Annotated in this window: 19 protein-coding genes and 1 pseudogene; 12 read left to right on the top strand and 8 right to left on the bottom strand. The window is 67.4% G+C overall.

The window, feature by feature from the left end; translation table 11 throughout:
• A pseudogene (locus tag ACWDUN_RS25670) lies at window positions 1-270 on the top strand (IS481 family transposase); the annotation flags it as partial.
• 329 nt (window positions 271-599) lie between these two features.
• Here ACWDUN_RS25670 and ACWDUN_RS25665 read toward each other — a convergent pair.
• From ACWDUN_RS25665 to ACWDUN_RS25640, 6 genes are read right to left on the bottom strand one after another with little or no spacing between them, the layout of a single operon-like run.
• Window positions 600-1,754: a CaiB/BaiF CoA transferase family protein gene (locus tag ACWDUN_RS25665; RefSeq protein ID WP_449933100.1), complete on the bottom strand. Its 1,155-nt coding sequence runs from the start codon at window positions 1,752-1,754 to the stop codon at window positions 600-602.
• Window positions 1,747-2,667: an SDR family NAD(P)-dependent oxidoreductase gene (locus ACWDUN_RS25660; protein WP_449933098.1), complete on the bottom strand. Its 921-nt coding sequence runs from the start codon at window positions 2,665-2,667 to the stop codon at window positions 1,747-1,749. Before ACWDUN_RS25660 ends, ACWDUN_RS25665 begins: the two co-directional genes overlap by 8 nt.
• A complete protein-coding gene (locus tag ACWDUN_RS25655; RefSeq protein ID WP_449933096.1) occupies window positions 2,664-4,505 on the bottom strand; it encodes a flavin-containing monooxygenase in 1,842 nt (613 codons plus the stop codon). The genes ACWDUN_RS25660 and ACWDUN_RS25655 overlap by 4 nt, the downstream gene beginning before the upstream one ends.
• Window positions 4,502-5,680, bottom strand: coding sequence for an LLM class flavin-dependent oxidoreductase (locus tag ACWDUN_RS25650; protein WP_449933094.1), 1,179 nt, complete (start codon window positions 5,678-5,680; stop codon window positions 4,502-4,504). Before ACWDUN_RS25650 ends, ACWDUN_RS25655 begins: the two co-directional genes overlap by 4 nt.
• A gap of 22 nt (window positions 5,681-5,702) precedes the next feature.
• The gene (locus tag ACWDUN_RS25645) at window positions 5,703-7,121 is read right to left on the bottom strand and encodes an aromatic ring-hydroxylating oxygenase subunit alpha (RefSeq protein WP_449933092.1); all 1,419 of its coding nucleotides are present in this window, start codon (window positions 7,119-7,121) and stop codon (window positions 5,703-5,705) included.
• 12 nt (window positions 7,122-7,133) lie between these two features.
• A complete protein-coding gene (locus ACWDUN_RS25640; protein WP_449933090.1) occupies window positions 7,134-7,979 on the bottom strand; it encodes an SDR family NAD(P)-dependent oxidoreductase in 846 nt (281 codons plus the stop codon).
• Between the two features lie 177 nt (window positions 7,980-8,156).
• Between ACWDUN_RS25640 and ACWDUN_RS25635 the strand changes: the two genes are divergently transcribed.
• From ACWDUN_RS25635 to ACWDUN_RS25600, 8 genes are read left to right on the top strand one after another with little or no spacing between them, the layout of a single operon-like run.
• On the top strand, window positions 8,157-9,749 hold the full coding sequence (locus ACWDUN_RS25635; RefSeq protein WP_449933088.1) for an SMP-30/gluconolactonase/LRE family protein: 1,593 nt from the start codon (window positions 8,157-8,159) through the stop codon (window positions 9,747-9,749).
• Window positions 9,746-10,498 (top strand): GntR family transcriptional regulator, encoded by a 753-nt coding sequence (locus ACWDUN_RS25630; protein WP_449933086.1) that lies wholly within the window; start codon window positions 9,746-9,748, stop codon window positions 10,496-10,498. Before ACWDUN_RS25635 ends, ACWDUN_RS25630 begins: the two co-directional genes overlap by 4 nt.
• Window positions 10,495-11,988, top strand: a complete 1,494-nt coding sequence (locus ACWDUN_RS25625) for an AMP-binding protein (protein WP_449933084.1) — start codon at window positions 10,495-10,497, stop codon at window positions 11,986-11,988. Before ACWDUN_RS25630 ends, ACWDUN_RS25625 begins: the two co-directional genes overlap by 4 nt.
• Before the next feature lies 1 nt (window position 11,989).
• Complete coding sequence (locus tag ACWDUN_RS25620; RefSeq protein ID WP_449933082.1) at window positions 11,990-12,763, top strand: SDR family NAD(P)-dependent oxidoreductase; 774 nt, start codon at window positions 11,990-11,992, stop codon at window positions 12,761-12,763.
• Window positions 12,760-14,229, top strand: a complete 1,470-nt coding sequence (locus ACWDUN_RS25615) for an AMP-binding protein (RefSeq protein WP_449933081.1) — start codon at window positions 12,760-12,762, stop codon at window positions 14,227-14,229. Before ACWDUN_RS25620 ends, ACWDUN_RS25615 begins: the two co-directional genes overlap by 4 nt.
• 19 nt (window positions 14,230-14,248) lie before the next feature.
• The gene (locus tag ACWDUN_RS25610) at window positions 14,249-15,067 is read left to right on the top strand and encodes an SDR family oxidoreductase (RefSeq protein WP_449933079.1); all 819 of its coding nucleotides are present in this window, start codon (window positions 14,249-14,251) and stop codon (window positions 15,065-15,067) included.
• Window positions 15,068-15,084: 17 nt separating this feature from the next.
• A complete protein-coding gene (locus tag ACWDUN_RS25605; RefSeq protein ID WP_449933078.1) occupies window positions 15,085-15,507 on the top strand; it encodes a PPOX class F420-dependent oxidoreductase in 423 nt (140 codons plus the stop codon).
• A 42-nt stretch (window positions 15,508-15,549) separates the two neighbouring features.
• Window positions 15,550-16,200, top strand: a complete 651-nt coding sequence (locus ACWDUN_RS25600; protein WP_449933076.1) for a TetR/AcrR family transcriptional regulator — start codon at window positions 15,550-15,552, stop codon at window positions 16,198-16,200.
• Here the strand turns inward: ACWDUN_RS25600 and ACWDUN_RS25595 are convergent.
• Together ACWDUN_RS25595 and ACWDUN_RS25590 are read right to left on the bottom strand one after the other, a co-directional pair.
• Window positions 16,197-16,538 (bottom strand): heme-binding protein, encoded by a 342-nt coding sequence (locus ACWDUN_RS25595; RefSeq protein WP_449933109.1) that lies wholly within the window; start codon window positions 16,536-16,538, stop codon window positions 16,197-16,199. The two genes, ACWDUN_RS25600 and ACWDUN_RS25595, sit on opposite strands and share 4 nt — an antisense overlap.
• 22 nt (window positions 16,539-16,560) lie before the next feature.
• A complete protein-coding gene (locus ACWDUN_RS25590; protein ID WP_449933074.1) occupies window positions 16,561-16,905 on the bottom strand; it encodes a hypothetical protein in 345 nt (114 codons plus the stop codon).
• Window positions 16,906-17,093: 188 nt separating this feature from the next.
• On the opposite strand from ACWDUN_RS25590, the gene ACWDUN_RS25585 reads away from it, so the two are divergent.
• From ACWDUN_RS25585 to ACWDUN_RS25575, 3 genes are all read left to right on the top strand, one after another.
• Window positions 17,094-21,590, top strand: coding sequence for an ATP-dependent helicase (locus tag ACWDUN_RS25585; RefSeq protein WP_449933072.1), 4,497 nt, complete (start codon window positions 17,094-17,096; stop codon window positions 21,588-21,590).
• A gap of 16 nt (window positions 21,591-21,606) precedes the next feature.
• On the top strand, window positions 21,607-22,362 hold the full coding sequence (gene nei2 / locus ACWDUN_RS25580; RefSeq protein ID WP_449933071.1) for an endonuclease VIII Nei2: 756 nt from the start codon (window positions 21,607-21,609) through the stop codon (window positions 22,360-22,362).
• A gap of 279 nt (window positions 22,363-22,641) precedes the next feature.
• A partial coding sequence (locus ACWDUN_RS25575; RefSeq protein ID WP_449933069.1) for a tandem-95 repeat protein occupies window positions 22,642-25,751 on the top strand: 3,110 nt, incomplete at its 3' end.

Below are 25,751 nucleotides of genomic sequence, written 5' to 3'. Positions count from 1 at the left end.
CAATTTCCTCAAGCACCGTCACCCGTCGATCTGCCCGCCAACACCGTCATCCGCACGGTGAGCTCCATAGGCAACATCGGCTTGGACTCCGTCACTTACCGAGTCGACGCACAACGCGCCTTCCAGCAAGTCTTGGTCGTCAGCGTCGACGACAAGGTCATCGTGACCGACCTGGACGGCGAAGTCCTCGTCGAACACACCCGACCCGCAACCGGTGTGAAGTATGTAGGCAACGGACAACCACGCGGCCCACGCCCCAAACCCCGATAACCGTCACCGATGTCCTGATACATCAACTGTCACCGATGTCCTGATACATCACATGAGCACCGCGCAACAGAATTCCGACACGATTTTTGCCGGAAACTGATCAGGACTTCAGTGACGCAACGCTGGTGTGGCGAGAGTCGATGCACAGCGCGCTTTTCATCGAGTACCGGTCATCAGCGTCGATGACGACACCGTCGTGGCCTTCCTGGACAGCGAGGGCCCCATCGAACGCAACCCGCCCCCGCCCCGGCGCAGGAAGCGTTGGCAACGGAACCACTTACCGGTTACCAACGCGCATCTGATCCGCCGAGACACCCGCAGCTGCGCGTCTACGGCCGAACGTCGGCCTGCAACTCCGCCAGCACCGCGTCGGTATCGGCACCCAACAGCGGCGCCGGCCCGCGCACGCGGCCAGGCGTGCGGGAGAACCACGTCGGCACCCCGGGAAACCGCACCGGGCCGTCCGGGGTCTGCACCGTCTCGAACAGGCCGGCGGCCTTGAGCTGGGGTGAATCGAACAACGCATCGAGGGTATTGATCGGTGATGCGGGAATCTCCAACTCCGCGAACAACTTCAGCCACTCTTCGGTGGTGCGCTCCAGCATCGTCTGCGCGACCAGACCGTACACCGTGTCGATCTGCTTCGCCCGCATCGCCAACGTCGCGTACTCAGGTGTCGCCCAGTGAGGCTGCACCGCGGCGATGAACGCATTCCAGTGCTTGTCGTTGTAGATCAGTGCGGCGACGTGGCCGTCCTTGGTGGCGTATGGCCGCCGGTTCGGCGCCACGGTTCGCGGGTACACCGCCGGCCCGAGCGGAGGGTCGAACATGGCGCCGTTGGCATGTTCGACCAGCATGAAGGATGCCATGGTCTCGAACATGCTGACCTCCACCTCCTGGCCCTCACCGGTGCGCTCCCGATGGAACAGCGCCATCATGGTGGCGTACAGGGCGGTGAGACCGGTGACCTTGTCGGCCATGATCGTCGCCACATACGTTGCGTCGCCGGTGAGTTGACGCTGCACGGCGGGCAGTCCGCACTCGGCCTGGATCGTGTCGTCGTACGCGGGGCGGTCGGCATCGGGCCCGCGCCTGCTGTATCCATAGCAGTTGGTGTAGATGATGCCGTGATTGATCGCGGCCACCGAGTCGTAGTCGAAACCGAGCCGCGCGATCGCCTTGGCCCGCATGGAGTGGATGAACACATCGGCGGTCGCGACCAGGGCGCGCAGGGCCGCCGCGCCCTCCTCGGAGCGCAGATCCAGTACGACACTGCGTTTCCCGCGGTTGACATTGACGAAGACGCCGTTCATACCCGCAGACGGACCCACCGCCACGTTGCGGGTGATGTCACCTTCGGGCGGTTCGATCTTGATGACGTCGGCACCCATATCGGCCATGATCTGGGTGCAATACGGACCCATCACCACTGCCGTGACATCGATGACGCGCACCCCGGCCAATGGTCCCGCGCTCTCAGCCATGTTGAGCCCCTTGGGTTGCCATGGCAAAGGAGTACCTGATGTGGTCGGTGTGACCGTCGGGCACCGGGGCGAACACCAGCGGCGCGGTGTCATCGCGGATCTGATCGAGGTGCTCGGCGACATCCTCGACGGTCCACGACGGTCGGTACACCCCTGCCGTCTCGGCGACGAAGGCCCGGGCCACCCTGCCGCCGATCGCGATCATCATCTCGCCGGTCACCGAACAGGACTCGTGGGACAGCCACGCCGCCGTGGGCGCCACCAGTTCGGGCCCCATCGGCGGATAGGCCGAGGTGTCGATGCCCTCGGCCATCCGGGTGACCGCACTGGGCACGATGACATTGCACGTGACGTTGTGCTCGGCGCCCTCCAGCGCGGCCACGTTGGACAAGCCGACGAGCCCGGCCTTGGCGACACCGTAATTGGCCACATTGTGGTTGCCGTACAGTCCGCCGATCGACGATGTCAGCACGATGCGGCCATACCCCTGGTCACACATCAGCGGGAATGCCGGTCGCACGACATGGAATCCACCGCGCAGATGCACGTCAACCACGGCGTCGAAGTCCTCATGGCTCAGGTCCCGAAGCGATCCACGACGGACGGTGCCGGCGTTGTGGATCAGGATGTCGATCCGTCCGAAACTCGTGACCGCGGCGTCGATGATCGCTTGGCCGCCCTCAGGTGTCGCCACCGAATCGGTGTTGGCGACGGCCGCTCCCCCGGCGGCGACGATCTCGTCGGCCACCTGTTGTGCGGGGGCGGCATCGGATCCGTCCCCGGTGAGGCTGCCACCGGGATCGTTGACGACGACCATCGCCCCGCGCGATGCCAGCAGCAGGGCGTACTCGCGACCCAGGCCTCGGCCGCCGCCGGTGATGACGGCGACGCGGTCGTCGAAGCGCAGGGTCACCGCAGCTCCAACCCCGCGAGATCGCCGTCGGCGCGCCACTGGGCGATCAGGTCGTCGAACGCGTAGAAGCCCGGCGAATAGAACTCACCGAGGAAGGCGCCGTTGCGCACCGCACCACCGCGACCCTCGTTGTTGTAATAACCGGGCGTGCAGGACAGTTCGAAGGCCGAGTTGTCGATCGAGAGCTCGCGCACGGTCGATACCCATCCGTCCTGGCCCTCCTGGCTGGGCTCCACCGACACAGCACCTCGGCTCTGCGCCTCGGCGATGATGTAGGCAATGTGTTTGGCCTGCTGTTCGAACATCGCCGTGGTGTTGGCCGAGACGCCACCCTGGATGAAGCCCATGAAGAATTGGTTCGGGAACCCGCGGCTGGTCATACCGTGCAGGGTCTTGTAGTCATTGCGCCAATACTCGAACAGCGACAGCCCGTCGCGGCCGCTGATCTCGTCGATCGCGAAGCGGCGGTGGATCTCGGTGGAGATCTCGAAGCCGCTGGCGAAGATCACGCAGTCCACCTCGTACTCGACGCCGTCGGCGACGATACCGTTGGCGGTGAGCCGTTCCACACCCTTGGACGCCGACACGTCGACCAATGTCACGTTGGGCCGGTTGAAGGTCGCCAGGTAGTGCTCGCTGGACGTCGGTCTCTTACACATGAACCGGTAATACGGTTTGAGCGCCTCGGCGGTCGTGGGATCCTCGACGATCTCGGCGACGCGGCGGCGCAGCCGCTCCATGATCTTGTAGTCCTCTTCTTCACGGAACGCCATGATCTGCTCGATGCCCACCGACGCCGGATCTTCACTGCCGGCGATCCGCGCGGTCAGGTTGCGCCCGAGTTCGGTCCAGAAGTCGCACACCAGATCCGGTTCGCCGAACACCACGCCGACGAAGGGTGACCAGTTGTGGAAGTTTCGTTTGCGCTCCTCCTGCCAGCCCGGTTGCAGCGAGGCCGCCCAGTCCGGGTCGGTCGGGGTGTTGCTGCGCGCATCGACCGAAGACGGGGTGCGCTGGAACACGAACAGCTGCTGAGCATCGCGGCCCAGATGCGGCACGAGCTGGATGCCGGTGGCACCGGTGCCCACCAGAGCGACGCGCTTGTCGGCGAGCTTGTCGAGCCCTCCGTCGGCGCTTCCACCGGTGTAGTCGTAATCCCAACGTGCCGAATGGAAGACGTGACCTGTGAATTCCTTGATCCCGGGGATCCCGGGCAGCTTGGGCCGGTTGTAGGAGCCCTGCGCCATGACGACGAACCGGGCCCGGATCTCATCCCCGCGGTCGGTGTCGATACGCCAGCGTTGCGCGTCATCCTGCCACCGGAGTCGACGCACCTGGGTGGAGAACAGCGCGCCGTCGTATAGACCGAAATGCTTGCCGATATTGCGGCAGTGCTGGAAGATCTCGGCGCCGTCGGCGAACTTCTTACTGGGCATGAAGTCGAGTTCTTCGAGCAGCGGGATATAGCAGTAGGCGTCGTTGTCACACTGGATTCCGGGGAATCGGTTCCAGTACCACACCCCGCCGAAGTCGCCGGCCATCTCGATGACGCGGATACCGTCCACGCCGGCCTTCTTCAGATGGGCGCCGGCCAGCAATCCGGCGAACCCGCCGCCGAGGATCACCACGTCGACGTCTTCGACGATCGGGTCGCGGGCAACCCGCTGCGTGTAGGGGTCCACCTCGTAGAACTCGGCGTAATCGCCTTCCAGTTCGAGGTATTGGTCACCACCCTCGGGCCGCAGCCGCTTCGCCCGCTCGGCCGCGTACTTCTCCTGCAGCGCCGGGATATCGATATCGGTGGGGGTTTCGCTGGGCCCGCAGTCGATCTGGGTCATACGGTGGCGCTCTCCGGCATCGCAGCGGGATGCAGCGGGGCCGCCATCTCGTGCACGGCAGGCAGCACCTCCCGAGCGAACAGCTTCGTACTCTCCATGGCGTCCTCATAGGGCATCGTGCCGAACTGCGGGACGATGGTCACCTCGGAGAACGAACACGCCTCCTGGGCGGCCTTGAGCTTCTCGAAAACCACCTCCGGCGTGCCGATCAGCAGGTTGGAGGCGTGGTATCCGGGCGGGCCGCCCTTCTTCTGGTCACCGACCTGCGAGGCCAGCACCGCGGTGGCGGTCGCCTCCCGCGCCGCGTATGCCTCGTATCCCTTGACGCCGCGGAAGTTCGAGGCGTCGGCGAATCCGTAGTGGACGTTCACGTCGCGATTCGCCGTCCAGATCCACTGCTCGGTCAGCGCCGCCAGGGTGTCGTCCTCCTTGGCCGTGCAGTACATGAACATCACGTTCTTGGGCTGACAGGGCTCGAATCCCTCCTCGGCCCGGAAGGTGTTGACCTTGCGGACCTCCTCACCGGCATCCCAGATCGGCTTGTTACCGACGAACAGCGGCACCATGCCGCGTCGGGACAGGATCTCCAGCGACTCGGCGGTCGAGGACGAGCTGAAGATGCGCGAGAACAGGTCCGTGCTGATCGGTTCGGGCCGCAGCGACATCTCCGGGAACGTGAAGATCTCACCGTCGTAGGAGAACCGCTTGCCGGAGAAGGCCAGTTCCAGGATGTCGAGCGTCTCGTTGAACCGCTGCCGGCTCTGCTCGCGGGGCACGCCGACGGCGTCGAATTCGCTCTTGGACACCCCACGACCGATGCCGATGGTGTTGTAGCGACCGTTCGAAACGATGTCGAGGTAGGCGATCTGGTGGGCCAGCCGCACCGGATTCCACCACGGCGCGACCGCGACGAAGGTACCGAGGCTGACCCGTTCGGTGCGGCCGGCGAAGTAGGTCAGCGCCTGGATCGGGTTGGGGGTCATGCCGTATGGGGTGCCCTGGTGCTCGGGGAACCAGATCCCGTCGAAGCCCAGCGGCTCGGCCAGATCACCCAGCGCCAGCGCGGCCTGCACGCACTTGTAGTCCGGCGTCGCCGGCGGGGTGCTGAAGTCACCCGCCATCACGCGTTCCCAGTCGTGCGAGTTCTGCGCACCGGTACCGAGATTGACCTTCATAATTGTCTCCTTGAGCAAATCGCTAGATGTCGCGCGGGTCGCCGCTGCCCATGTACTTGGACAGCTGGTGGTGCAGGTTGACGGTGCTGCGCTCCCGGTACGGATTGGGCAACGTGCCAGGGAATCCGGCCGACTTCATGCCCTGCTGTACCGCAGCCATGTTCGAGAAATCCTGGGGCAGCACCGACAGCCAGTTCGGCGAATCCTTCGGCGTATGAGCCCATTCGGTTTTCGGCGCCTCGCCCTTGGGGTAGAGCTCGAAGACGGCGACCTCGAAGATGCACTTGTTCGGGTCGTAACTCGGATCTGGGCGCGCGGAGTAACACAGCGCGCTGGTCAACCCCTGCCCGATCTGGAAGTTCGGGAAGACCTGCCACGCCGTACCGCTCTGCCCCAGGATGTCCGGCGGGATCGTCGGCCAGATCACCCCGCGCGCCTCGTCATCGCGTCGTGCCGAGGCCAGCCAGTGGGCCAGCACCTGATCGGCCGGGGTGCCCTCGGGAAGTTCGTCGACCAGACGCTTGGCCGCGTTCACCAGGGTCTGCGTGGTGGTCGCGTTGGTCTCCTCCATGGTGTACACCTGCATCTCGGCGGTCGAGATGCGCGGATCTCCGGTGCCGAGGCGGATCTTGGACTTGGTCTCGTCCATGCCCTTCGGTGCGTCGTAACCGATGTTGCTGTGTTTGCCCTGCGCCTTGGCCCAGCCCTTGAACTCGCCGAACTTGTTGAACTCGGGGTGGGTGGTGAACACGTGGTAGGTCTCGTTGAAGGCCTCCATCGCGACCTTCCAATTGCAGTCGAAATACAGCCATTTGCGCCACTTGTAGCGCATGTTCTCCAGCCCGAAGGGGTCCAGGATCTTCGAGGCCGGGAACAGATAGTCGGCCAGTGATTCGGCCTCGGGATCCATGTTGACGAAGAGCCATCCGCCCCACGTGTCGACCCGCACGGGTGCCAGGTGCGTGGCGGCCGGGGTCAACTTGCCCTGCCAGTCGTCCTGTTCGCGGATGTGGGTGCACGCCCCGTCCAAACCGTAGGTCCAGCCGTGGAACCCGCACACGAAGGACTTACGCGCCTTGCCGACGGCGTTCTTGGCGCCGTCCGGCTTGTCGATCAATCTGCGCCCGCGGTGCATGCAGACGTTGTGATGGGCGACGAAATCCGAATCGCCCGGTCCGGTGCGCACCACGATGATCGAGTCGTCGAGGATGTCGTAGGTGAGGTAGCTGCCGACCTCCGGGATCTCCTCGACGCGCCCCACCTGCTGCCACACCTTGCGCCACAAGCGATCTCGCTCATTGCGCGCGTACTCCGGCGAGATGTAGGCATCCACCGGGATCGTCATCGGCTGTGACAGGTCCTCGGCGATGACCCCGGTGGAGTCATCGGGGTCGGCATCGATCTCGATGGCTGCGTCGAGGTCGGATTCGGTATGCGTCATGGGCTTGTCCTTTCAGATCCGACTGATCGCTTGGCGGAAGTTCTCGTCCTTCAGGAACAACGACGTGTTGTCGGCACCGAGATGGGTCCATTTCAGGTTCAGCCCACCGTCCACCAACAAAGTCTGGCCGGTCACATAACCGGCCAGATCCGACAGCAGGAACAGGATGGCGCCGGCCTGTTCGACGGGAGTGCCGCGGCGCCCCATGGCGATTGCGGTCCGGTCCCGTTCCGGGTCGTCGTCGACGTAGGTGGCCGAGGCCGCGGTCTCGGTGACCCCGGGGGCGACGGCATTGACCCGGATGCCGTCGGCGGCCAGTTCCACCGCCAGGGTGCGGGTCGCGGCGACGATCGCGGCTTTCGCGGTGCCGTACGCGACGTGATAGGGCGCGCTGTTCATACCGCTGATCGAGGACACCGACACGATCGAGCCCGGATTGCCCTGGGCGCGGATCTCGGCGGCAACCGCCTGACTCATGAAGAACATGGTTTCCAGGTTGGCGGTGAACAGGTCTCGCCAATCCGCGCGCGAAACCCGGGTGGCGGGCATCCAGGTGGCAGGCGCCGCGCCACCGGCGATGTTGACCAGCCCGTACAGCGCGCCGTCGGCCTTGCGCGCGGCGGCGAGCACGGTGGTGATGCCCTCGTCGGTGGCCGCGTCGGCGGCCACCGGCACCACCGCCAGACCCGCTTCGGCCAAGGGGGCCACATGGGTGTCCAGATTGTCCCGCGACCGACTCACCGCGATCACCGTGGCGCCCGCCTGCGCCGCCAACCGCGTGACGGTGGTCCCGATGCCGCCCCCGCCGGCACCGGACACCACGACGATGCGTCCGTCGAGTGTCAGTAGGTCGCCCATGGCCCACTTTCCGGGGCAGGCCCACACTCGCCCGTCCTGCTCAATTGTCCGTACAAGATATGCCCTTCTACCTATTGAAGAATACTATTCCGCAGCGGTTATGCGCCCGTCAAGGCCGATTGCAGCCGCGAAGACGACTATTGTCTGGACTAGCTCGGCCTTGCTAACGTCGCGCCCATGACAGTCCTGCAGACCGGCCGTTACCCGGTCGCGTCATCCCCGGAGGCCGCCGCGGGCTGGGTGCTCACGCGGGCCACGGCCCCCAGCCGGTTGTTCGGCGCCAATGGCCTGCGCACCGGCCCGGACGGCAGGCTGTACATCGCGCAGGTGACGGGCAGCCAGATCAGTGCGCTGGACATCGTCACCGGCGAGTTGCAAACCGTCAGCGCCAAGGGCGGCGACATCATCGCCCCGGATGATCTCGCCTTCGGTGACGACGGTTCCCTGTTCGCCACCGAGGTGATGGACGGTCGCGTCAGCGTCCGTGACACATCGGGTTCGACACGGGTGCTGTGTGACGACCTCCCGTCCGCCAACGGCATCACCGTGCATCAGGGCAGGTTGTTCGTCAACGAATGCCGGGAGGGTGGGCGCCTGTTCGAGATGGACCTCGCCGGCGGCCGGCCGCGTCAGATCCTGTCCGATCTGCCGTCGCCGAACGCCATGGAATTCGGGCCCGACGGTCTCCTGTACTTCCCGGTGATGAATGCCAACCAGATCTGGCGGGTCGATCCCGCCGGCGGTGAGCCCGAGGTCGTCGCCGGTGACCTCGGGGTGCCGGACTCGGTGAAGTTCGACACCGACGGCACGATGGTGTCCACCCAGGTGGCCACGGGCCAGGTCCTGCGCATCGATCCACGCACCGGCGACACTCGCACCGTGGCGACACTGACTCCGGGACTGGACAATTGCGCGTTCGTCGACGGCAGATTGTTCGTGTCGAACTTCACCGGCTCGATCACCGAGATCGACTCCGACGGCACCACCCGCGATGTGCTGCCCGGCGGCCTGAACTGGCCGCTGGACATCGCGGTCGGCGCCGATGGAATGGTGCATGTCGCCGATGGCACCTACCTGTACCGGGTGCGCGCCGACGGCTCGCTGGATACCGTCGGGATGCTCTTCAGCCCAGGCTATCCGGGCTTCGTGCGCGGATTGACACCCATCGGTCCCGGTGAGTTCATGGTGACCACCTCGGGCGGGCAGGTCGCGCGCTATCGCCCGGCCGACAACGAAACCGGTTATCTCGCCGACGGTCTGGACCAGTTGTACGGCGTGGCGGTGCTGCCAGACGGCACGCCGGTGGTCGTCGAACAGGGCACCGGCCGGGTGCTGGCGATCCGCGAGACCGCCACCGAGACGCTCGCCGAAGGGTTGGACACACCGGTCGGATTGGCCGTCGACATCGACGGCCATCTGCTGGTGTCGGTGCTGGGCGCGGTGCTGCGGGTGACGCCATCGGGGACCGACGTCGTGGTCGACGATCTGGTGACACCGCAGGGAATCGCGGTTCGCGACACCGTGCTCTACATCGTCGATGCCGGCACCAAGGCCGTCATCGCGGTGGATCTGTCGACCGGTGTTCGCGAGACGGTGGCCGCGGGACTGCCGGTCGGAGCACCACCGGGTGTGACCCCGAAACCGCTGCGCGGTATGCCGCCGTTCTCCGGACCGCAGGGACCGTTCGCCGGTATTGCTGCCGGACCCGATGGCACCCTGTACCTTTCGGCCGACGGCGAGGGCAGCGTGTGGACGCTGCGACGCACATGACGCCCCGCATCGCCGATGCCACCGAGCACCGCTACCTGCAGGTGGCACGGACGCTGCGCAAGGAAATCGTCGACGGGGTGTATCCGGTGGGATCACAGCTACCGACCGAACACGAACTGTGCGAACGTTTCGCCGTCAGCCGCTACACCGTCCGAGAGGCGCTACGGCGGCTGCGCGATGACAACCTGGTGTCCTCCCGCCCGCGTGCCGGCACGCTGGTGGTACCGCGGCCGTCGACGAGTTCCTATGCCCAGGACGTGATGTCGATCGATGATCTGCTCGCGTTCGCGGCCGGCGCACGGATGGAGATCGAGTCGAATGCCATGGTCACCATCGACGCCGACCTGGCCGAGCGCACCGGACTCACCATCGGACAGCAGTGGCTCGCCGTGCACGGGTACCGACAGGATGCCGACGCACAGGCACCCATCTGTCGCACCGAGTACTACATCAACCGCGCCTTCGCCGCGATCGGCAGAATGTTGCAGCGGCATTCTGGTCCGATCTTCCCACTCATCGAGGACCTCTACGGCGTCAGCATCGTCGAGGTGCACCAGGAGATCTTGGCGGTTCTGGTCGACGCCGATCTCGGTGCGCTGTTCCGGGTCGCGGTCGGCACACCGGCGTTACAGATGCAGCGCACCTACACCACCTCCGACGGCGAGATCGCCCAGGTGACCGTGAACACGCATCCGGCACAGCACTACCGGCACTCGATGACCATGCGGCGGGTCAAGGGCACGCCGTGAGCACCCTTGCCGATGCGCTCGTCGAGGCGTCGCGCACCTGTCCCGAACGGATCCTCATCGTCGACGGCGATATCGCACTCGACGCCGCGACGCTGCACCGGCAGGCAGGCGCGTTGGCCGCGGCGATGTCCGCACGCATGCCGGCCGGCAGCGTCGTCACCTTCATGCTCCCGAACTGGCATGAGGCCGCCGTCGTCTACCTGGCGGCGACGATGTCGGGCATGGTGGTCAATCCCGTGCTGCCGTCGCTGCGCGACAGCGAGCTGCGGTTCATCCTGGCCGACGCGGATGTCCGGATGATCTTCATCCCCGAGCAGTTCCGCGGGCACGATCACGCCGCCATGCTGCGCCGGATCACCGAGGACATGACATCCCCACCCGAGGTCGTGGTGGTCCGCGGTGACGGCCACACACCACTGCGCGAGCTGCTGACCGGTGAACCCGCGGCGCCGCGCGAGGTGGATCCCGCACAGGTGCACATGATCATGTACACCTCCGGCACCACCGGGCGTCCCAAAGGTGTTCTGCACAGCCATGAATCGATCCACGCGTTGATCCGACAGCTCGGTGAGCACTGGCGCGTCGAGCCCGGCGACACGTTCCTGGTGCCGTCCCCGATCGCGCATATCGGCGGATCGATCTACGCCTTCGAATGCCCGCTGTTGCTGGGTTGCACGGCTGTCCTGATGCCGCAGTGGGATGCCGATACCGCCGTCGCCCTGATGCAGCGGTATCGGTGCACACACATGGCCGGGGCCACCCCGTTCCTGGAGGGCCTGCTGGCTGCCGCCGAGCGCGCCGACAGCACACTGCCCGATCTGAAGGTGTTCATCTGTGGCGGCGCGTCGGTTCCGCCGTCGTTGATCAGCAGAGCAGCCGACTTCTTCGAGAAGGCGATCGTCACCCGGGTGTACGGATCGACCGAGGTACCGGTGTCCACCGTCGGTTCCCCGGATGACCCACGCCGGGCCGCCGATACCGACGGCCGGGCCGGTATCGCCGATATCGTGCTGTGCGACGGCGAAATCCGGGTACGCGGTCCGCAGATGTTCGTCGGCTACCTGCACGACGACGACACCGCGTCGGCCTTCGACGCGGACGGCTATTTCCGCACCGGCGACCTGGGTCGGTTCACCGACGACGGCCATCTGGTGGTCACCGGACGCGCCAAGGACATCATCATCCGCAACGGTGAGAACATCTCGCCCAAGGAGATCGAGGACGTCCTCATCGGCCACCCGGGCATCGCCGAGATCGCCGTCGTCGGCGTACCCGACAGCCGCACCGGCGAACGAGCCTGCGCGGTGATCGTTCCCGCCGCCGAGACCCCGCCGAGTGTCGCGGATCTGGCCGCGCTGCTCGATGGTCACGGGTTGGCCGGGTTCAAGAGACCCGAGCAGGTGGCGATCTGGGATGCGTTACCCAAGAACGACGCCGGCAAGGTCCTCAAACATCAGATCCGAGCAGTACTTACCAAGGAGCCGCACTGACATGCAGGTAGCGATCGTCACGGGTGCCAGCAGCGGTATCGGATTCGGTTGTGCCACCACTCTTGCCGCCGCAGGCATGGCGGTGCTGGGTGCCGGCCGCGATGCGCAGCGCCTGGCCGATCTGGAGCGGGCGATCGGGGATCCCGAACGCGTCGCGACCCTGGCCGTCGACCTGACGGCCGACGATGCGCCGGCCCGCATCGTCGAGGCCGCGGTGTCGCGGTGGGGGCACATCGACTTCCTGATCAACAACGCCGGGGTCGGCAGCCCGAAGCCGCTGCATGAGACCGACGACGAATCCCTGGACTACTTCCTGGGATTGATGCTGCGTGCCCCGTTCCGACTGGCCCGCGATGTCATCGCCCACATGCCATCCGGATCGGCGATCATCAACGTGACGTCTACGTTCGCGGTGGTGGGCGGATTGCGCGGCGGCGCCTATTCGGCCGCCAAGGGCGGTCTGACGGCCTTGACGGGCCATATCGCCTGTCAGTATGGCGCCCAGGGCATCAGGTGCAACGCCGTCGCGCCCGGGGTCACGCTGACGCCGATGGTGGCCACCCGCCTCGACGACCCCGGGTTTCGCAAGATGCAGACCGAGATGACACCGCACACCCGCCTCGGAACCGTCGACGATATCGCCGCCACCGTGGCATTCCTGTGCTCCCCCGGCGGAGCGTTCATCAACGGGCAGACCATCGTGGTCGACGGTGGGTGGAGTTCGACGAAGTACCTGTCGGAGTTCGCCCTGACCTCCGAGTGGATCGCCCGGTGAACCTGTTCTCGCTGTTGGAACAAACCGCAGCGCGATTCGGCGATCGCGGCGCGGTGTATCTCGGCACCGCCGAACTGCACACCTGGGCGCAGCTGCGCGACCGGGCGCTGCGGCTGGCCGCCTCGATCCGAGCCGATCATGACACCGGCGCGCGGATCGCGATCGCATCCGAGAATCGGCCCGAGATCATCGAATTGATGTTCGCGGTGTGGGCGGCCGGCTGCGCGGTGGTGCCGATCAACTTCAAGCTCCACCCACGCGAGACGGCCCAGATCCTCCAAGACTGCGGTGCCGCAGTCGTTTTTGCCTCCCCCAAGATCGCCGGTGCACTTGCCGGCGCCACCGAGGTCCCGGTGGAATCCGTCGACTCCACCGCCTATGCCGACCGCCTCAAGTCCGCCGCTGTAACGCCGGCCGACACCGACCCCGAGGCGCTGGCTTGGCTGTTCTACACCAGCGGTACCACCGGGCGGTCCAAGGGCGCGATGCTCAGCCACCGCAACCTGATGGCGATGACGGTGTCGCACCTGGCCGACTTCGACTCCCCCGACGAGAACTGCAGCCTCCTGCACGGAGCGCCGATGTCGCACGGGTCGGGTCTGTACATCGCGCCCTATGTGTTGCGTGGGGCGCGCCAGGTGATCCCCGCATCGGCCGGATTCGAACCCGAGGAGTTCCTCGATCTGTGCGCGCACCATCCGGGGGTGAGTTGCTTCTTGGCGCCGACCATGGTGGCACGGTTGGTCGGCACCGGCCGGGCGCGGCCGGCGAACCTGCGGACCGTCGTGTACGGCGGCGGTCCGATGTACGTCGACAGCCTGAAGAAGGCGATGGCGGCGTTCGGACCGGTCTTCGTCCAACTGTACGGGCAGGGTGAGGCGCCGATGACCATCACCGGGTTGCGCAGGGCCGATCACGAGGCAGCACCGGATGCCGTGCTGGGCTCGGTCGGATATCCGCGCTCCGGTGTCGAGGTCGCGGTGCTCGACGCCGACGGCCGCCCCGCCGCAATGGGCGATGTCGGTGAGATCGTCTGCCGCGGTGATGTTGTCATGTCCGGATACTGGAACAATCCCACCGCGACGGCGGCCACGCTGGTCGGCGGATGGTTGCACACCGGCGATATGGGTTCGTTCGACGGCCGCGGGTTCCTGACGCTGCGCGATCGTTCGAAGGACGTGGTGATCAGCGGCGGCAGCAACATCTATCCGCGCGAGGTAGAAGAGGTGCTCATCGAGCACCCCGGCGTGCAGGAGGCCTGTGTCGTCGGCGCACCCGACGAGGAGTGGGGTGAGGTGGTGGTGGCCTTCATCGTCGGCACCGCCGCAAAGACCGACCTCGACGCACACCTGCTGGACCGGATCGCCCGGTTCAAGCGGCCCAAGCGCTACGTCTACGTCGAGGACTTGCCCAAGAACAGCTACGGCAAGGTACTCAAGCGGGAGTTGCGCGAACAGGTGCGCTGACCACTGGTAGACACGAACCATGCAGATCGAAGGCAAGGTCGTCGTGATCACCGGGGCGGGTTCGGGTATCGGCCGGGCGCTGGCCGAGGCGTTCGCCGCGGCCGGAGCGTCCGTGGTGGCCGGGGACATCGACACGCAGGCGGCGACGCAGACCGCGACCGGCATCGGCGATCGCGCGGTGGGGGTGGGCGCCGACGCGGCGTCGACCGACGGGATCGCGGCGCTGCTGGACGCGGCGCGAACCGCCTTCGGCCCCGTCGACATCTATGTCGCCAATGCCGGCATCATCGGGGCACCCGAACTCGGTGCCGACGCCGACTGGGACCGGGTGCTGGCGGTGAACCTGCGTGGGCACATCCGGGCCGCCGAGGCGCTGCTGCCGGAATGGACGGCGCGCGGAAGCGGATATTTCGTGGCGGTCGCATCCGCGGCAGGCCTGCTGACCCAGATAGGCGCGGCGGGCTACGCCGTCAGCAAGCATGCGGCCGTCGGGTTCGCCGAGTGGTTGGCGATCACGCACGGCGACAACGGGATCGGCGTGACCTGCGTCTGCCCCATGGGGGTGGCCACCCCGCTGCTGGACGCCATCACCGATTCCCCGGACGCCACCGCACGGGTCGCGGCGGCCTCGATCACCGCCGCCGGTGCGGTGTTGTCGGCCGAGGACGTCGCCGCCGAAACACTCGAGGGGGTGCGAGCCGATCGGTTCCTGGTGTTGCCGCACCCCGGCGTGCTGGACATGTACCGCGGCAAGGGTGCCGATTACGACCGCTGGATCACCGGGATGCGCCGGTACCAGCGGGCGCTGCGGGACGGCGCGAAAGATACTGCCGGATAACGAGAGGACTCACGACCATGGCGACACTCGACCCGGACGTCATCGACTTCCTGATGACCGGAACCCGCACCGGGATGTTGGGATACACCGCTGCCGACGGGCGGCCGCTGGTGGTTCCGGTGTGGTTCGTGGTCGACGGAAACGATCTGGTGTTCAACACCGACTCCGGGTCGGCCAAGGCGCGTGCCTTCGCTCGTGACCCGAGAGTTGTTGTCTGCGTCGATGATCCGCATCCGCCGTTCTCCTTCGTGCAGATCCAGGGCACGGTCGCGGTGTCCGATGATCTCGACGAGGTGCGGTCGGTGGCCGTGCGGGCCGGCGGCCGGTACATGGGCGCCGATCGCGCCGAGGAATACGGCCGGCGCAACGGGGTGCCCGGCGAGCTGGTCGTGCGTGTCACACCGACGAAGGTCGTCAAGGCATTCCGCGTCGCCTCCTGACCCTGGGCCGGCCACCGGATCCGGGCCCGTTAGGCTCCCCGCATGGGCGCATCCCGGCGACGCCTCTCCCCCGATGACCGCCGCCACGAGCTGTTGAGCCTGGGCGCCGAGGTGTTCGGCCAGCGGCCCTACGACCAGGTCCGCATCGACGAGATCGCCGAACGGGCCGGTATCTCCCGAGCCCTGATGTACCACTACTTCCCCGACAAGCGGGCCTTCTTCGCGGCCGTGGTCCAGGCCGAGGGCGAGCGATTGTTCGAGGCCACCGATGCGCCGCTGGATCCCGAACAGAGCCTGTTCCAGCAGATCCGGGCCGGCGTCACCGCCTACCTGCACTACGACGAGCAGCATCCGCACGGCGCCTGGGCGGCCTATATGGGGATGGGGCGGGCCGATCCCGTGCTACACGGTATCGACCAGATCGCCAACGACAAACAGGCCGACCGGATCATCGATGCCGTGCACATCGCGGCCGGCCAGAAGGTGCCGGCGGCGACGATCCGGCGGCTGCGGGTGATCGTGTACGGCTGGTTGGCCTTCACCTTCGAACTGTGCCGCCAGCGCGTGCTGGACCCGACGCTGGATGCCGGGTTCGTCGCCGACGCGTGCGCGCACAGTCTGCTCGACGCCCTCGGCCGGGTCCCCGGGATCCCGGCCGAGCTTTACGATGCCGTCTCGGTCGAACGTCGCTAGCCGCCGCAGCGGTCGCGGAAGTCCTTGGCGGGCTGACGGATCGCCCGCAGCTCGTCGCGCACCTGCGGGTTGGCCGTCATGAACTGCTCAATCGCGGCGCGGCGCTCCTCCCGAGGCTTGCCACCCAGCGACGTGAAGAAATCGTTGACCGGCGGATGGGTGAACAGATAGGCCGATGTCGCCGCCGACACCCCGGCCAGAATCCCGGTGAGATCGGCCGCGGTGCAGTTCGGGGGCGGCGGTTCCGACCACGCCGGGCCGGCGGGCGCCAACCCTACGGCCAATGCGCCGCAGGCCGCGACAGCGATCCGCCGCGCCGGGTTCCACGTCAACAGCATGTCGCTCTCCTCGTTCGGATCGTCATCTGCGGCCACCTCCGCGACCGCCACCTCGACCGATGTCCGGGCCACCCGGTCCTCCCGGCCCACCGATCTGGGGCCTGCCCGGTCTGTCGAAGTCCGGGTTGAGGTCGACATCGATACCCCAGTAGTAGTTGTCGCAGGTGTACCAGTCGTCACCACACGCGTAGGGCACATACGGTCCCGACGAACCGCTCGGCCCGTTGCCGGTATCCGACCCACGAACCTCACCCTGTGAACAGATCGTCGTACCCCCGGAGCTGGTGCAGTCCGCGGCGGCCTCGGGAGCAACAGTGAGTCCGGCGATGACCAGAGCGGGAACGGTGACAATGTTCAGAACCCTCATCAGGCCCTCCTCCAACACGCCGCGATCGAGTCACGGCGAGCCGGTCCCGGTACCCCGCGACCGGAACCACGGGCAGACGGTGCCGACCGCCTGCACGTACTCAAGATCATATTCCCGGATACCCGCGCTGTACAGGGGTTTACCCGCCGGCAGGATTACTTGTCGGTGGGTCGGGGCACTATGGTCGCATGGCCGCCGAAGATCCCCTGGCCCGGTTCAGCACACTGACCCGGGACTGGTTCGGCGCGACGTTCCCCGCACCGACCGCCGCGCAGGCGCAGGCCTGGGCCGCCATCGCCGAGGGCAGTGACACCCTGGTGGTCGCCCCCACCGGTTCGGGCAAGACCCTGGCGGCGTTCCTGTGGGCCATCGACGACCTGGCCCGATCCCCGTCGGAGACCCCGGGCACCCGGGTCCTCTACGTCTCGCCTCTCAAGGCGCTGGCCGTGGACGTCGAACGCAACCTGCGCACACCGCTGACCGGGCTGACCCGTGTCGCCGAGCGGCTCGGCGTGCCCGCTCCCGCCATCACGGTCGGCGTGCGGTCCGGGGACACCACACCCAAGCAGCGCCGCGATCTGATCACCCGCCCGCCCGACATCCTGATCACCACCCCCGAATCGCTTTTCTTGATGCTGACGTCGTCCGCCCGTGACACGTTGGCCGGCGTGAGAACGGTGATCATCGACGAGGTACATGCCGTCGCGGCGACCAAACGCGGTGCGCACCTGGCCGTCTCGCTGGAGCGGCTGGACGCGCTGCTGGACCGGCCGGCGCAACGGATCGGCCTGTCGGCCACGGTGCGCCCGGCCGAGGAAGTCGCGCGCTTCCTCACCGGACGGTCCGCGACGATCGTGTCCCCGCCCGCGGACAAGACCTTCGAACTACAGGTCCAGGTGCCGGTCCCGGATATGACCAACCTGGCCGAGGGTTCCATCTGGCCGGATGTCGAACAGCGCATCGTGGACCTGATCGAGACCCACCGATCCTCGATCGTGTTCGCCAACTCGCGTCGGCTGGCCGAGCGATTGACCTCACGGCTCAACGAGATCCACGCCGAACGCACCGGTGTCGAGCTGCCCGATTCGGCCAACACGAAGGTCGCCGGTGGCGCGCCGGCCCATGTGATGGCCAGCGGGCAGAGTTTCGGCGCCCCCACCGAATTGGCCAAGGCCCACCACGGATCGGTCAGCAAGGAGCAGCGCGCGCTGGTCGAGGACGATCTGAAGAGCGGTCGTCTCAAGGCCGTCGTCGCGACCTCCAGCCTGGAACTGGGCATCGACATGGGCGCAGTCGATCTGGTGATCCAGGTATCGGCCCCGCCGTCGGTGGCCAGCGGCCTGCAACGCATCGGCCGCGCCGGACACCAGGTCGGTGAGATCTCCCAGGGCGTGCTGTTCCCGAAACACCGCACCGACCTGATCGACTGCGCGGTCACCGTGCAACGCATGCGCGCCGGGCAGATCGAAACCATGCGTGTGCCCGCCAACCCACTGGACGTGCTGGCCCAGCACACCGTGGCCGCTGCCGCGCTGGAGCCGCTGGACGTCGATGCCTGGTTCGACGCCGTGCGGCGCAGCGCACCGTTCGCGACGTTGCCCCGCACCGCGTTCGAAGCGACGTTGGACCTGTTGTCCGGGAAGTACCCGTCCACCGAGTTCGCCGAGTTGCGACCGCGGCTGGTCTACGACCGTGACGCCGGCACCCTGACCGCCCGCCCGGGCGCACAACGTCTGGCGGTCACCTCCGGCGGCGCCATCCCCGATCGCGGGATGTTCACCGTGTATCTGGCCTCTGAGGACGAAAAGCCTTCGCGGGTGGGCGAACTCGATGAGGAGATGGTTTACGAGTCGCGGCCGGGTGATGTCATCTCACTGGGCGCCACCAGTTGGCGTATCACCGAGATCACCCATGACCGGGTGCTGGTCATACCCGCGCCGGGATTGCCGGCCCGGCTGCCGTTCTGGCGCGGTGACAGCGTGGGCCGGCCCGCCGAACTGGGGGCCGCGGTGGGTGCGTTCACCGGCGAGCTCGCCCGCCTGGACACCGACGCATTCCGACAGCGCTGCGCGGACGTCGGTTTCGACGACTATGCCACCGACAACCTGTGGCAGCTGATCGACGAACAGCGCCAGGCCACCGGCGCGGTGCCCAGCGACACCACCCTGGTGGTGGAACGCTTCCACGACGAACTCGGTGACTGGCGGGTCATCCTGCACTCGCCGTACGGCCTGCGGGTGCACGGGCCGCTGGCATTGGCCGTCGGGCGGCGACTGCGCGAGCGGTACGGCATCGACGAGAAACCCACCGCCTCCGACGACGGGATCATCGTGCGACTGCCCGACGGTGGCGACGAGCCGCCCGGCGCAGACCTTTTCGTGTTCGAGGCCGACGAACTCGATGCCATCGTCACCGCCGAGGTGGGTGGCTCGGCGCTGTTCGCCTCCCGCTTCCGCGAGTGTGCCGCCCGCGCCCTGCTGCTGCCGCGTCGCCATCCCGGCAAGCGTTCCCCGCTGTGGCATCAGCGCCAACGGGCGTCGCAGCTGCTCGATGTCGCGCGCAAGTATCCGGAGTTCCCGATCGTGCTGGAGGCCGTCCGGGAGTGCCTGCAGGATGTCTATGACGTGCCGGCGCTGACCGAACTGATGGCCCAGGTCGCGCAGCGGCGGGTACGGATGCTGGAGGTCGAGACCGCCACACCGTCGCCGTTCGCTGCGGCGGCGCTGTTCGGCTATGTCGGCGCCTTCATGTACGAGGGCGACAGCCCACTGGCCGAGCGACGGGCCGCGGCGCTGTCGCTGGACACCGTGCTACTGGCCGAACTACTGGGCCGGGTGGAACTGCACGACCTGCTCGATCCCGACGTGGTGGTCGCCACCGCGCGCCAGTTGCAGCATCTGGAACCCGACCGCGCCGCCCGCGACGCCGAGGGTGTGGCCGACCTGCTGCGCCTGCTCGGGCCCCTGACCCAGGAGGAGATCGCCGAGCGCGCCACCACCGCCGATATCGGTGGTTGGTTGGAAGGCCTGCGGGAGGCCCGCCGCGCTCTCACGGTCTCCTACGCCGGTGCCACCTGGTGGGTCGCCGTCGAGGACGTCGGATTGCTGCGCGACGGTGTCGGGGTCGCGGTCCCGGTGTGGGTCCCGGTCAGTCTGACCGAGTCGGTGGCCGACCCGTTGGCCGACCTGCTCGGCCGCTACGCACGTACGCACGGCCCGTTCAGCACCGATGACGCAGCGGCCCGATTCGGGCTCGGGCTGCGGGTCACCTCCGATGTGCTCGGACGGCTCGCCGCCGACGGCCGGCTGATCCGCGGCGAGTTCACCGCCACCCCGAGTTCTTCCGAACAGTGGTGTGATGCAACGGTTCTGAAGATCCTGCGCCGGCGGTCGCTGGCGGCGCTTCGGGCCGCGGTCGAACCGGTCAGCACCGCCGCCTACGGGCGGTTCCTGCCGGCCTGGCAACATCTGGGCACCGATCAGGTGCGCGGGATCGACGGACTGGCCGCGGTGATCGAGCAGTTGGCCGGGCACCCGCTGCCGGCATCGGCGGTGGAGTCACTGGTCTTCGGTCAGCGGGTCGCCGACTATCAGCCCGCGATGCTCGACGAGCTGCTCGCCTCCGGCGAGGTCACCTGGTCCGGCGCCGGCCAGATCGGCACCGGTGACGGCTGGATCGCCTTCCATCTCAGCGAGTCCGCACCGCTGACGTTGTCCGCGCCGGTCGATATCGACTTCACCGACAAGCACCGCGCAATCCTCGAATCCCTCGGTCACGGCGGGGCGTTCTTCTTCCGTCAACTGGCCGACGGTTCCGCCGGGGAGGACCTCAAGACCGCGCTGTGGGATCTGATCTGGGCCGGTTGGGTCACCGGCGACACGTTCGCCCCGATGCGGGCGGTGCTCTCGGGTCCGCGCCGAAGCGGTGCCCCCGCGCACCGGCAGCGTCAACGTCCACCGCGGTTGAGCCGGTACAGCCTCACCCAGGGCCAGCAGCGCGCCGATCCGACGGTCGCCGGGCGCTGGTCCGCGCTTCCCACGGCCACACCGGATTCCACGGTGCGGGCACATTTCCAGGCCGAACTGCTGCTGAACCGCTACGGCGTGCTGACCCGCGGCGCCGCCGACGGCGTTCCGGGCGGTTTCGCGATGCTCTACAAGGTGCTGACCGCGTTCGAGGACGCCGGCCGCTGTCAGCGCGGGTACTTCGTCGAGTCGCTCGGCGGGGCGCAGTTCGCCGCCGCCTCGACCGTCGACCGGTTGCGCTCCTATCTCGACGGTGTCGATCCGCAACGGCCGGAGTTCCACGCCGTCGCGCTGGCCGCCACCGACCCGGCCAACCCGTATGGCATGGCGCTGCCCTGGCCCGACGACACCGAGATGACACACCGGCCGGGCCGCAAGGCCGGGGCGCTGGTGGTGCTCGTCGACGGTGTGCTGGTGTGGTTCCTGGAACGCGGTGGCCGATCGCTGTTGAGTTTCGGCGCGGACCCCGAGGCCCAGCACGCCGCCGCCGGCGCGCTGGCGGGTCTGGTGGGTGCCGGGCGGGTGCCGTCACTGCTGGTCGAACGGATCAACGGTGTCAACGTGCTGGAGGCGGCCTCCGACGAGGCCCGCGCGACGGTGCAGGAAACGCTGCTGGCCGCCGGTTTCAGCCGCACACCGCGGGGTCTACGGTTGCGGTAGCCGCCACAATGGAGACATGCCCGAGGGTGACACCGTCTACCGCGCCGCCACGAAGTTGCGGGAGGCACTGGTGGGTCGCACCCTGACCCGCTGCGATATCCGCGTGCCGAAGTATGCGGCGGTGGATCTGACCGGTCAGGTGGTCGACGAGGTGCTCAGTCGCGGCAAGCACCTGTTCATCCGGGTCGGCGAGGCCAGCATCCACTCGCATCTCAAGATGGACGGCAGCTGGGTCATCGGATCGTTCCGGGGACCGCAGCACCGGATCCGTATCGTGCTGGGCACCGCCGAGACCGTGGCCTACGGTGTCGACCTCGGCGTGCTGGAGGTGTTGGAACGCCGAGTCGACCAGGTTGCCGTCGCCCACCTCGGCCCCGACCTGTTGGGGCCGGATTGGGATCCCCAGGTCGCCAGGGCAAACCTGGTCGCCGATCCCGACCGCGAGCTGGCCGACGCGCTGCTGGACCAGCGGGTGATGGCCGGGGTGGGCAATGTCTACGCCAATGAACTGTGTTTCGTGCTAGGCCGGGCACCCGATGCGCCGGTCGGGACGCTGGCCGACCCGCTGCGCATGGTGCAGCGGGCCCGGGACATGTTGTGGCTGAACCGGAACCGGTCGAATCGGATCATCACCGGCAACACGCGCCGCGGTGAGCAGTTCTGGGTCTACGGCCGGGCCGGTGAGCCGTGCCGGCGTTGCGGCACCCCGATCGAGCGGGACGACAGCGGCGACCGGATCCGCTTCTGGTGCCCGAACTGTCAGGCAATCTGAGCGCCCTCGGCGGTCTCTGACGGCCCGGAACCGGCCGATTCTTCGTTCCTTGGCTGACGGTTTCGTAAATTTGCTCGCAAAGTCGAGCACTTTGCAATTAACGATGTTGTATATTTTTGCTGCACGTATCAGGCATGCTCAAGATCAGTATCCGGCAGGTCTTTTGACCCCACCGGCGCTGCGCCACGGTTTGCCTAGCGCTGCCGCATGGACGTCACGTAGGAGCCATGCGTATCGCGCCGCAACCGTCACGGCGGCTTGAAGTCGGGGGAGCACACGATGCCACAACACGCATCCCACAAGCATGGCCAGGGCAAGGCACGGCATCGTCGCGCACGCAACAGCCCGTCGCGTCAGCCGACGTTCGAGATGCCGATCCCGGCCCTTACCGCGTCCGGGATCCCGATCGGCCGGGTCGGTGCGCTCGCGGTGGCGCTCGGCATCGGATTCGCCGCCAGCACCGGCCTCGGCGTGGGCATCGCGCACGCCGAGGACGGCGCCTCCAACGGCACCGATGACGGCCCCGGTGCCAACACCGGATCACAATCCGACACATCGGGCTCGGAACCGAATTCGGCATCGCCGAGCGCGAATTCGGCCGAAACCGACTCGACCAGCCACTCGTCACCCGACGATGCCGACGCGACAACCAAGGATGCCGGCGAGACCGCCGCCACCGAGGACGACGACACCGAGAGCTCCCAGACCTCCGACGACGACGCCGGCGACACCGCCGCAGCAATCTCCGAGCCGGTACGGATTACGCCGTCGTCCGCACGCAAGACCCGGTCACGCAATGCCGCAGCAACTGTGGAGGATCCGGCGGCTCCGGCGCCGGAACCGACCACGACGGCCACCCTCCCCGACAGTGCCGGCGAGCTGACCGCACCCGCGGCACCGACCCCGGCGTCGGCCGATACATCCGATGCCATCACCATGAGCTGGACACCCGCGGTCGATGCGGCGCAAGCCGTCATCGGCAGCGCCGATGACGCGGTGGCGGTCGCCGGTGAAACCATCAGCTCCCGCACGGCACCGTCGGCCAACCCAGGTCCGGCCGAACCCGTCGAGTCCCTGCTGGTCTTGTCCCTGCTGGCCTGGACCCGACGTGAACTGTCCCGCGCGGCCATTCGCGACGCCGACGCCGACCTTCAGGACAACGCCCTCATCCTCGATCCGACGACCTCGGGCGAGCTCGACTCGTCGGCGGCAGAACTGACGCCGACCGAGGTCGGCGACTCGGCCGCGGTCGAGGACCCGGTCATGCCGCTGACGGCCATGACGACCACCTCTGCCGGTGCCGGCAGTGCGGCGCCGACGGGCAGCGACTCGACGGTCGCCGGCATCGAGGACTCCACCAAGATCGGTGGCCAACTCACCGGCACCGATGCCGACACCGACGCCGCGGACCTGACATACGTCCTGCAGGGTCAGGCGGCCAACGGCAGTGTCACCGTCAACGGTGACGGCACGTGGACCTACGCCCCGAACCACAATTTCAATGGGACCGACAGCTTCACCTACACCATTTCCGACGGCGTCAACGTCTCCGATCCGGTCACCGTCACCCTCCGCCTCACCGCGGTCAACGATGCACCCGTGGGCACCGGCGGTCTGACGGGCTCGGGCGCCGAGGGCAGCACCATCACCGGGACGCTGAGCGGCACCGACGTCGACAGCACCACCCTCACCTACAAGGTCAAGGGCCAGGCCGCCCACGGCACGGTCACCGTGAACGCCACGACGGGCGCCTGGACCTACACGCCGGCGGCCAACTTCTCCGGATCGGACTCGTTCACCTACACCGTGTCCGACGGCAAGCTGACATCCACCCCGGTGACGGTCAACATCACCGTCACCCCGGTCAACAGCGCACCCGTGGGCAGCGACTCGGCCGTCACCGCAGTCGAGGACGTCCCGACCGGCGGCACCCTCACCGGCACCGATGTCGAAACCCCGGCGTCAGGTTTGACGTACACCCTCGCCGGCAACGCCGGCCACGGCACCGCCACGGTTTCGGCGAACGGTACGTGGACCTACACCCCGGATCCGGATTACGACGGCACCGATTCCTTCACCTACACCATCACCGATTCGGCCGGTGCCGAGTCCGATCCGGTCACCGTGACCATCACCGTCACCCCGGTCAACGACGCCCCCGTCCGCACCACCGGTCTGACCGCAACCGGCGATGAGAACACCACGTTCGGCGGCACCCTCACCGGCACCGATATCGACACCCCCGATGGCGGGCTCACCTATGCCCTGGGCACCGGGGCCTCACACGGCACCGTCACCGTCGGTGCAGACGGCACCTGGACCTACACCCCGGATCCCGACTACACCGGCGCGGACTCGTTCACCTACACCGTGTTCGACGGGAAGTTGCGGGCGACCCCGGCCACCGTCACGATCACCGTGGCATCGGCGAACAGCGCCCCGACCGGCGCCGACGCGAACGTCACCGCGGTCGAGGACACCGCCAAGATCGGCGGGAAGTTCACCGGTTCCGACAAGGAGACGCCGGCCTCGGGCCTGACCTATGCGATCGGCAGTGGGGCCTCGCACGGCACCGCCACCGTCAACGCCGACGGCACGTGGACCTACACCCCGGCCGCCAATTACCACGGGGTGGATTCGTTCACCTACACCATCACCGACGGAGCTGGTGCCACCTCCGACCCCGTCACCGTCAACGTGACCGTCACGCCCATCAATGACGCACCGGTCGGCACAACAGGTTTGACCGGATCGGGCGACGAAGGCAGCGCCATCACCGGCACCCTGACCGGAACCGATATCGACAGCAGCAACCTCACGTTCACTGTCAGGTCCAAGCCGGCCCACGGCACGGTCACCGTCGCCGCCGACGGCACCTGGACCTACACCCCGGCGGTGAACTACGCCGGTACCGACAGCTTCACCTTCTCGGTGTCGGACGGACATCTGCGCTCGGTGCCGGTCACCGTCATCATCACCGTCAACGCGGTCAACAGCACGCCGACGGGTACCGATTCTGTCGTCACGGTGCTCGAAGACGGCACCACCGGCGGCCGGTTCACCGGTGTGGACGCCGACGGTGACACCCTGAGCTACACCCTGGGCACCGGCGCCACCAACGGCACCGCCACCGTCAACCCCGACGGCACCTGGACCTACACACCCAACACCAACTACAACGGCCCCGACACCTTCACCTACACCGTCACCGACGGCACCGCCACCTCCACCCCGATCACCGTCACCGTCACCGTCACGGGCGTCAACGACGCCCCCACCGCCACAACGGGTCTGACCGGATCGGGCAACGAGGACACCGCCATCACCGGCACCCTGACCGGAACCGACATCGACGGCGACACCCTGACCTACACCCTGGCCGGCCAGGC

The organism is Mycobacterium sp. NPDC003323, from assembly GCF_053589535.1.
The sequence above is the reverse complement of the archived record's forward strand: the minus strand, read 5'-3'. Positions and strand labels throughout refer to the sequence as shown.

Excerpts from the sequence above, each read along its gene's own strand:
- ACWDUN_RS25665 (WP_449933100.1), bottom strand. The coding sequence starts at position 1,754 with ATGGCTGAGAGCGCGGGACCATTGGCCGGGGTGCGCGTCATCGATGTC.
- ACWDUN_RS25655 (WP_449933096.1), bottom strand. The coding sequence starts at position 4,505 with ATGACCCAGATCGACTGCGGGCCCAGCGAAACCCCCACCGATATCGAT.
- ACWDUN_RS25650 (WP_449933094.1), bottom strand. The coding sequence starts at position 5,680 with ATGAAGGTCAATCTCGGTACCGGTGCGCAGAACTCGCACGACTGGGAA.
- ACWDUN_RS25645 (WP_449933092.1), bottom strand. The coding sequence starts at position 7,121 with ATGACGCATACCGAATCCGACCTCGACGCAGCCATCGAGATCGATGCC.
- ACWDUN_RS25640 (WP_449933090.1), bottom strand. The coding sequence starts at position 7,979 with ATGGGCGACCTACTGACACTCGACGGACGCATCGTCGTGGTGTCCGGT.
- ACWDUN_RS25635 (WP_449933088.1), top strand. The coding sequence starts at position 8,157 with ATGACAGTCCTGCAGACCGGCCGTTACCCGGTCGCGTCATCCCCGGAG.
- ACWDUN_RS25630 (WP_449933086.1), top strand. The coding sequence starts at position 9,746 with ATGACGCCCCGCATCGCCGATGCCACCGAGCACCGCTACCTGCAGGTG.
- ACWDUN_RS25620 (WP_449933082.1), top strand. The coding sequence starts at position 11,990 with ATGCAGGTAGCGATCGTCACGGGTGCCAGCAGCGGTATCGGATTCGGT.
- ACWDUN_RS25610 (WP_449933079.1), top strand. The coding sequence starts at position 14,249 with ATGCAGATCGAAGGCAAGGTCGTCGTGATCACCGGGGCGGGTTCGGGT.
- ACWDUN_RS25605 (WP_449933078.1), top strand. The coding sequence starts at position 15,085 with ATGGCGACACTCGACCCGGACGTCATCGACTTCCTGATGACCGGAACC.
- ACWDUN_RS25600 (WP_449933076.1), top strand. The coding sequence starts at position 15,550 with ATGGGCGCATCCCGGCGACGCCTCTCCCCCGATGACCGCCGCCACGAG.
- ACWDUN_RS25595 (WP_449933109.1), bottom strand. The coding sequence starts at position 16,538 with ATGCTGTTGACGTGGAACCCGGCGCGGCGGATCGCTGTCGCGGCCTGC.
- ACWDUN_RS25590 (WP_449933074.1), bottom strand. The coding sequence starts at position 16,905 with ATGAGGGTTCTGAACATTGTCACCGTTCCCGCTCTGGTCATCGCCGGA.
- ACWDUN_RS25585 (WP_449933072.1), top strand. The coding sequence starts at position 17,094 with ATGGCCGCCGAAGATCCCCTGGCCCGGTTCAGCACACTGACCCGGGAC.
- nei2 (WP_449933071.1), top strand. The coding sequence starts at position 21,607 with ATGCCCGAGGGTGACACCGTCTACCGCGCCGCCACGAAGTTGCGGGAG.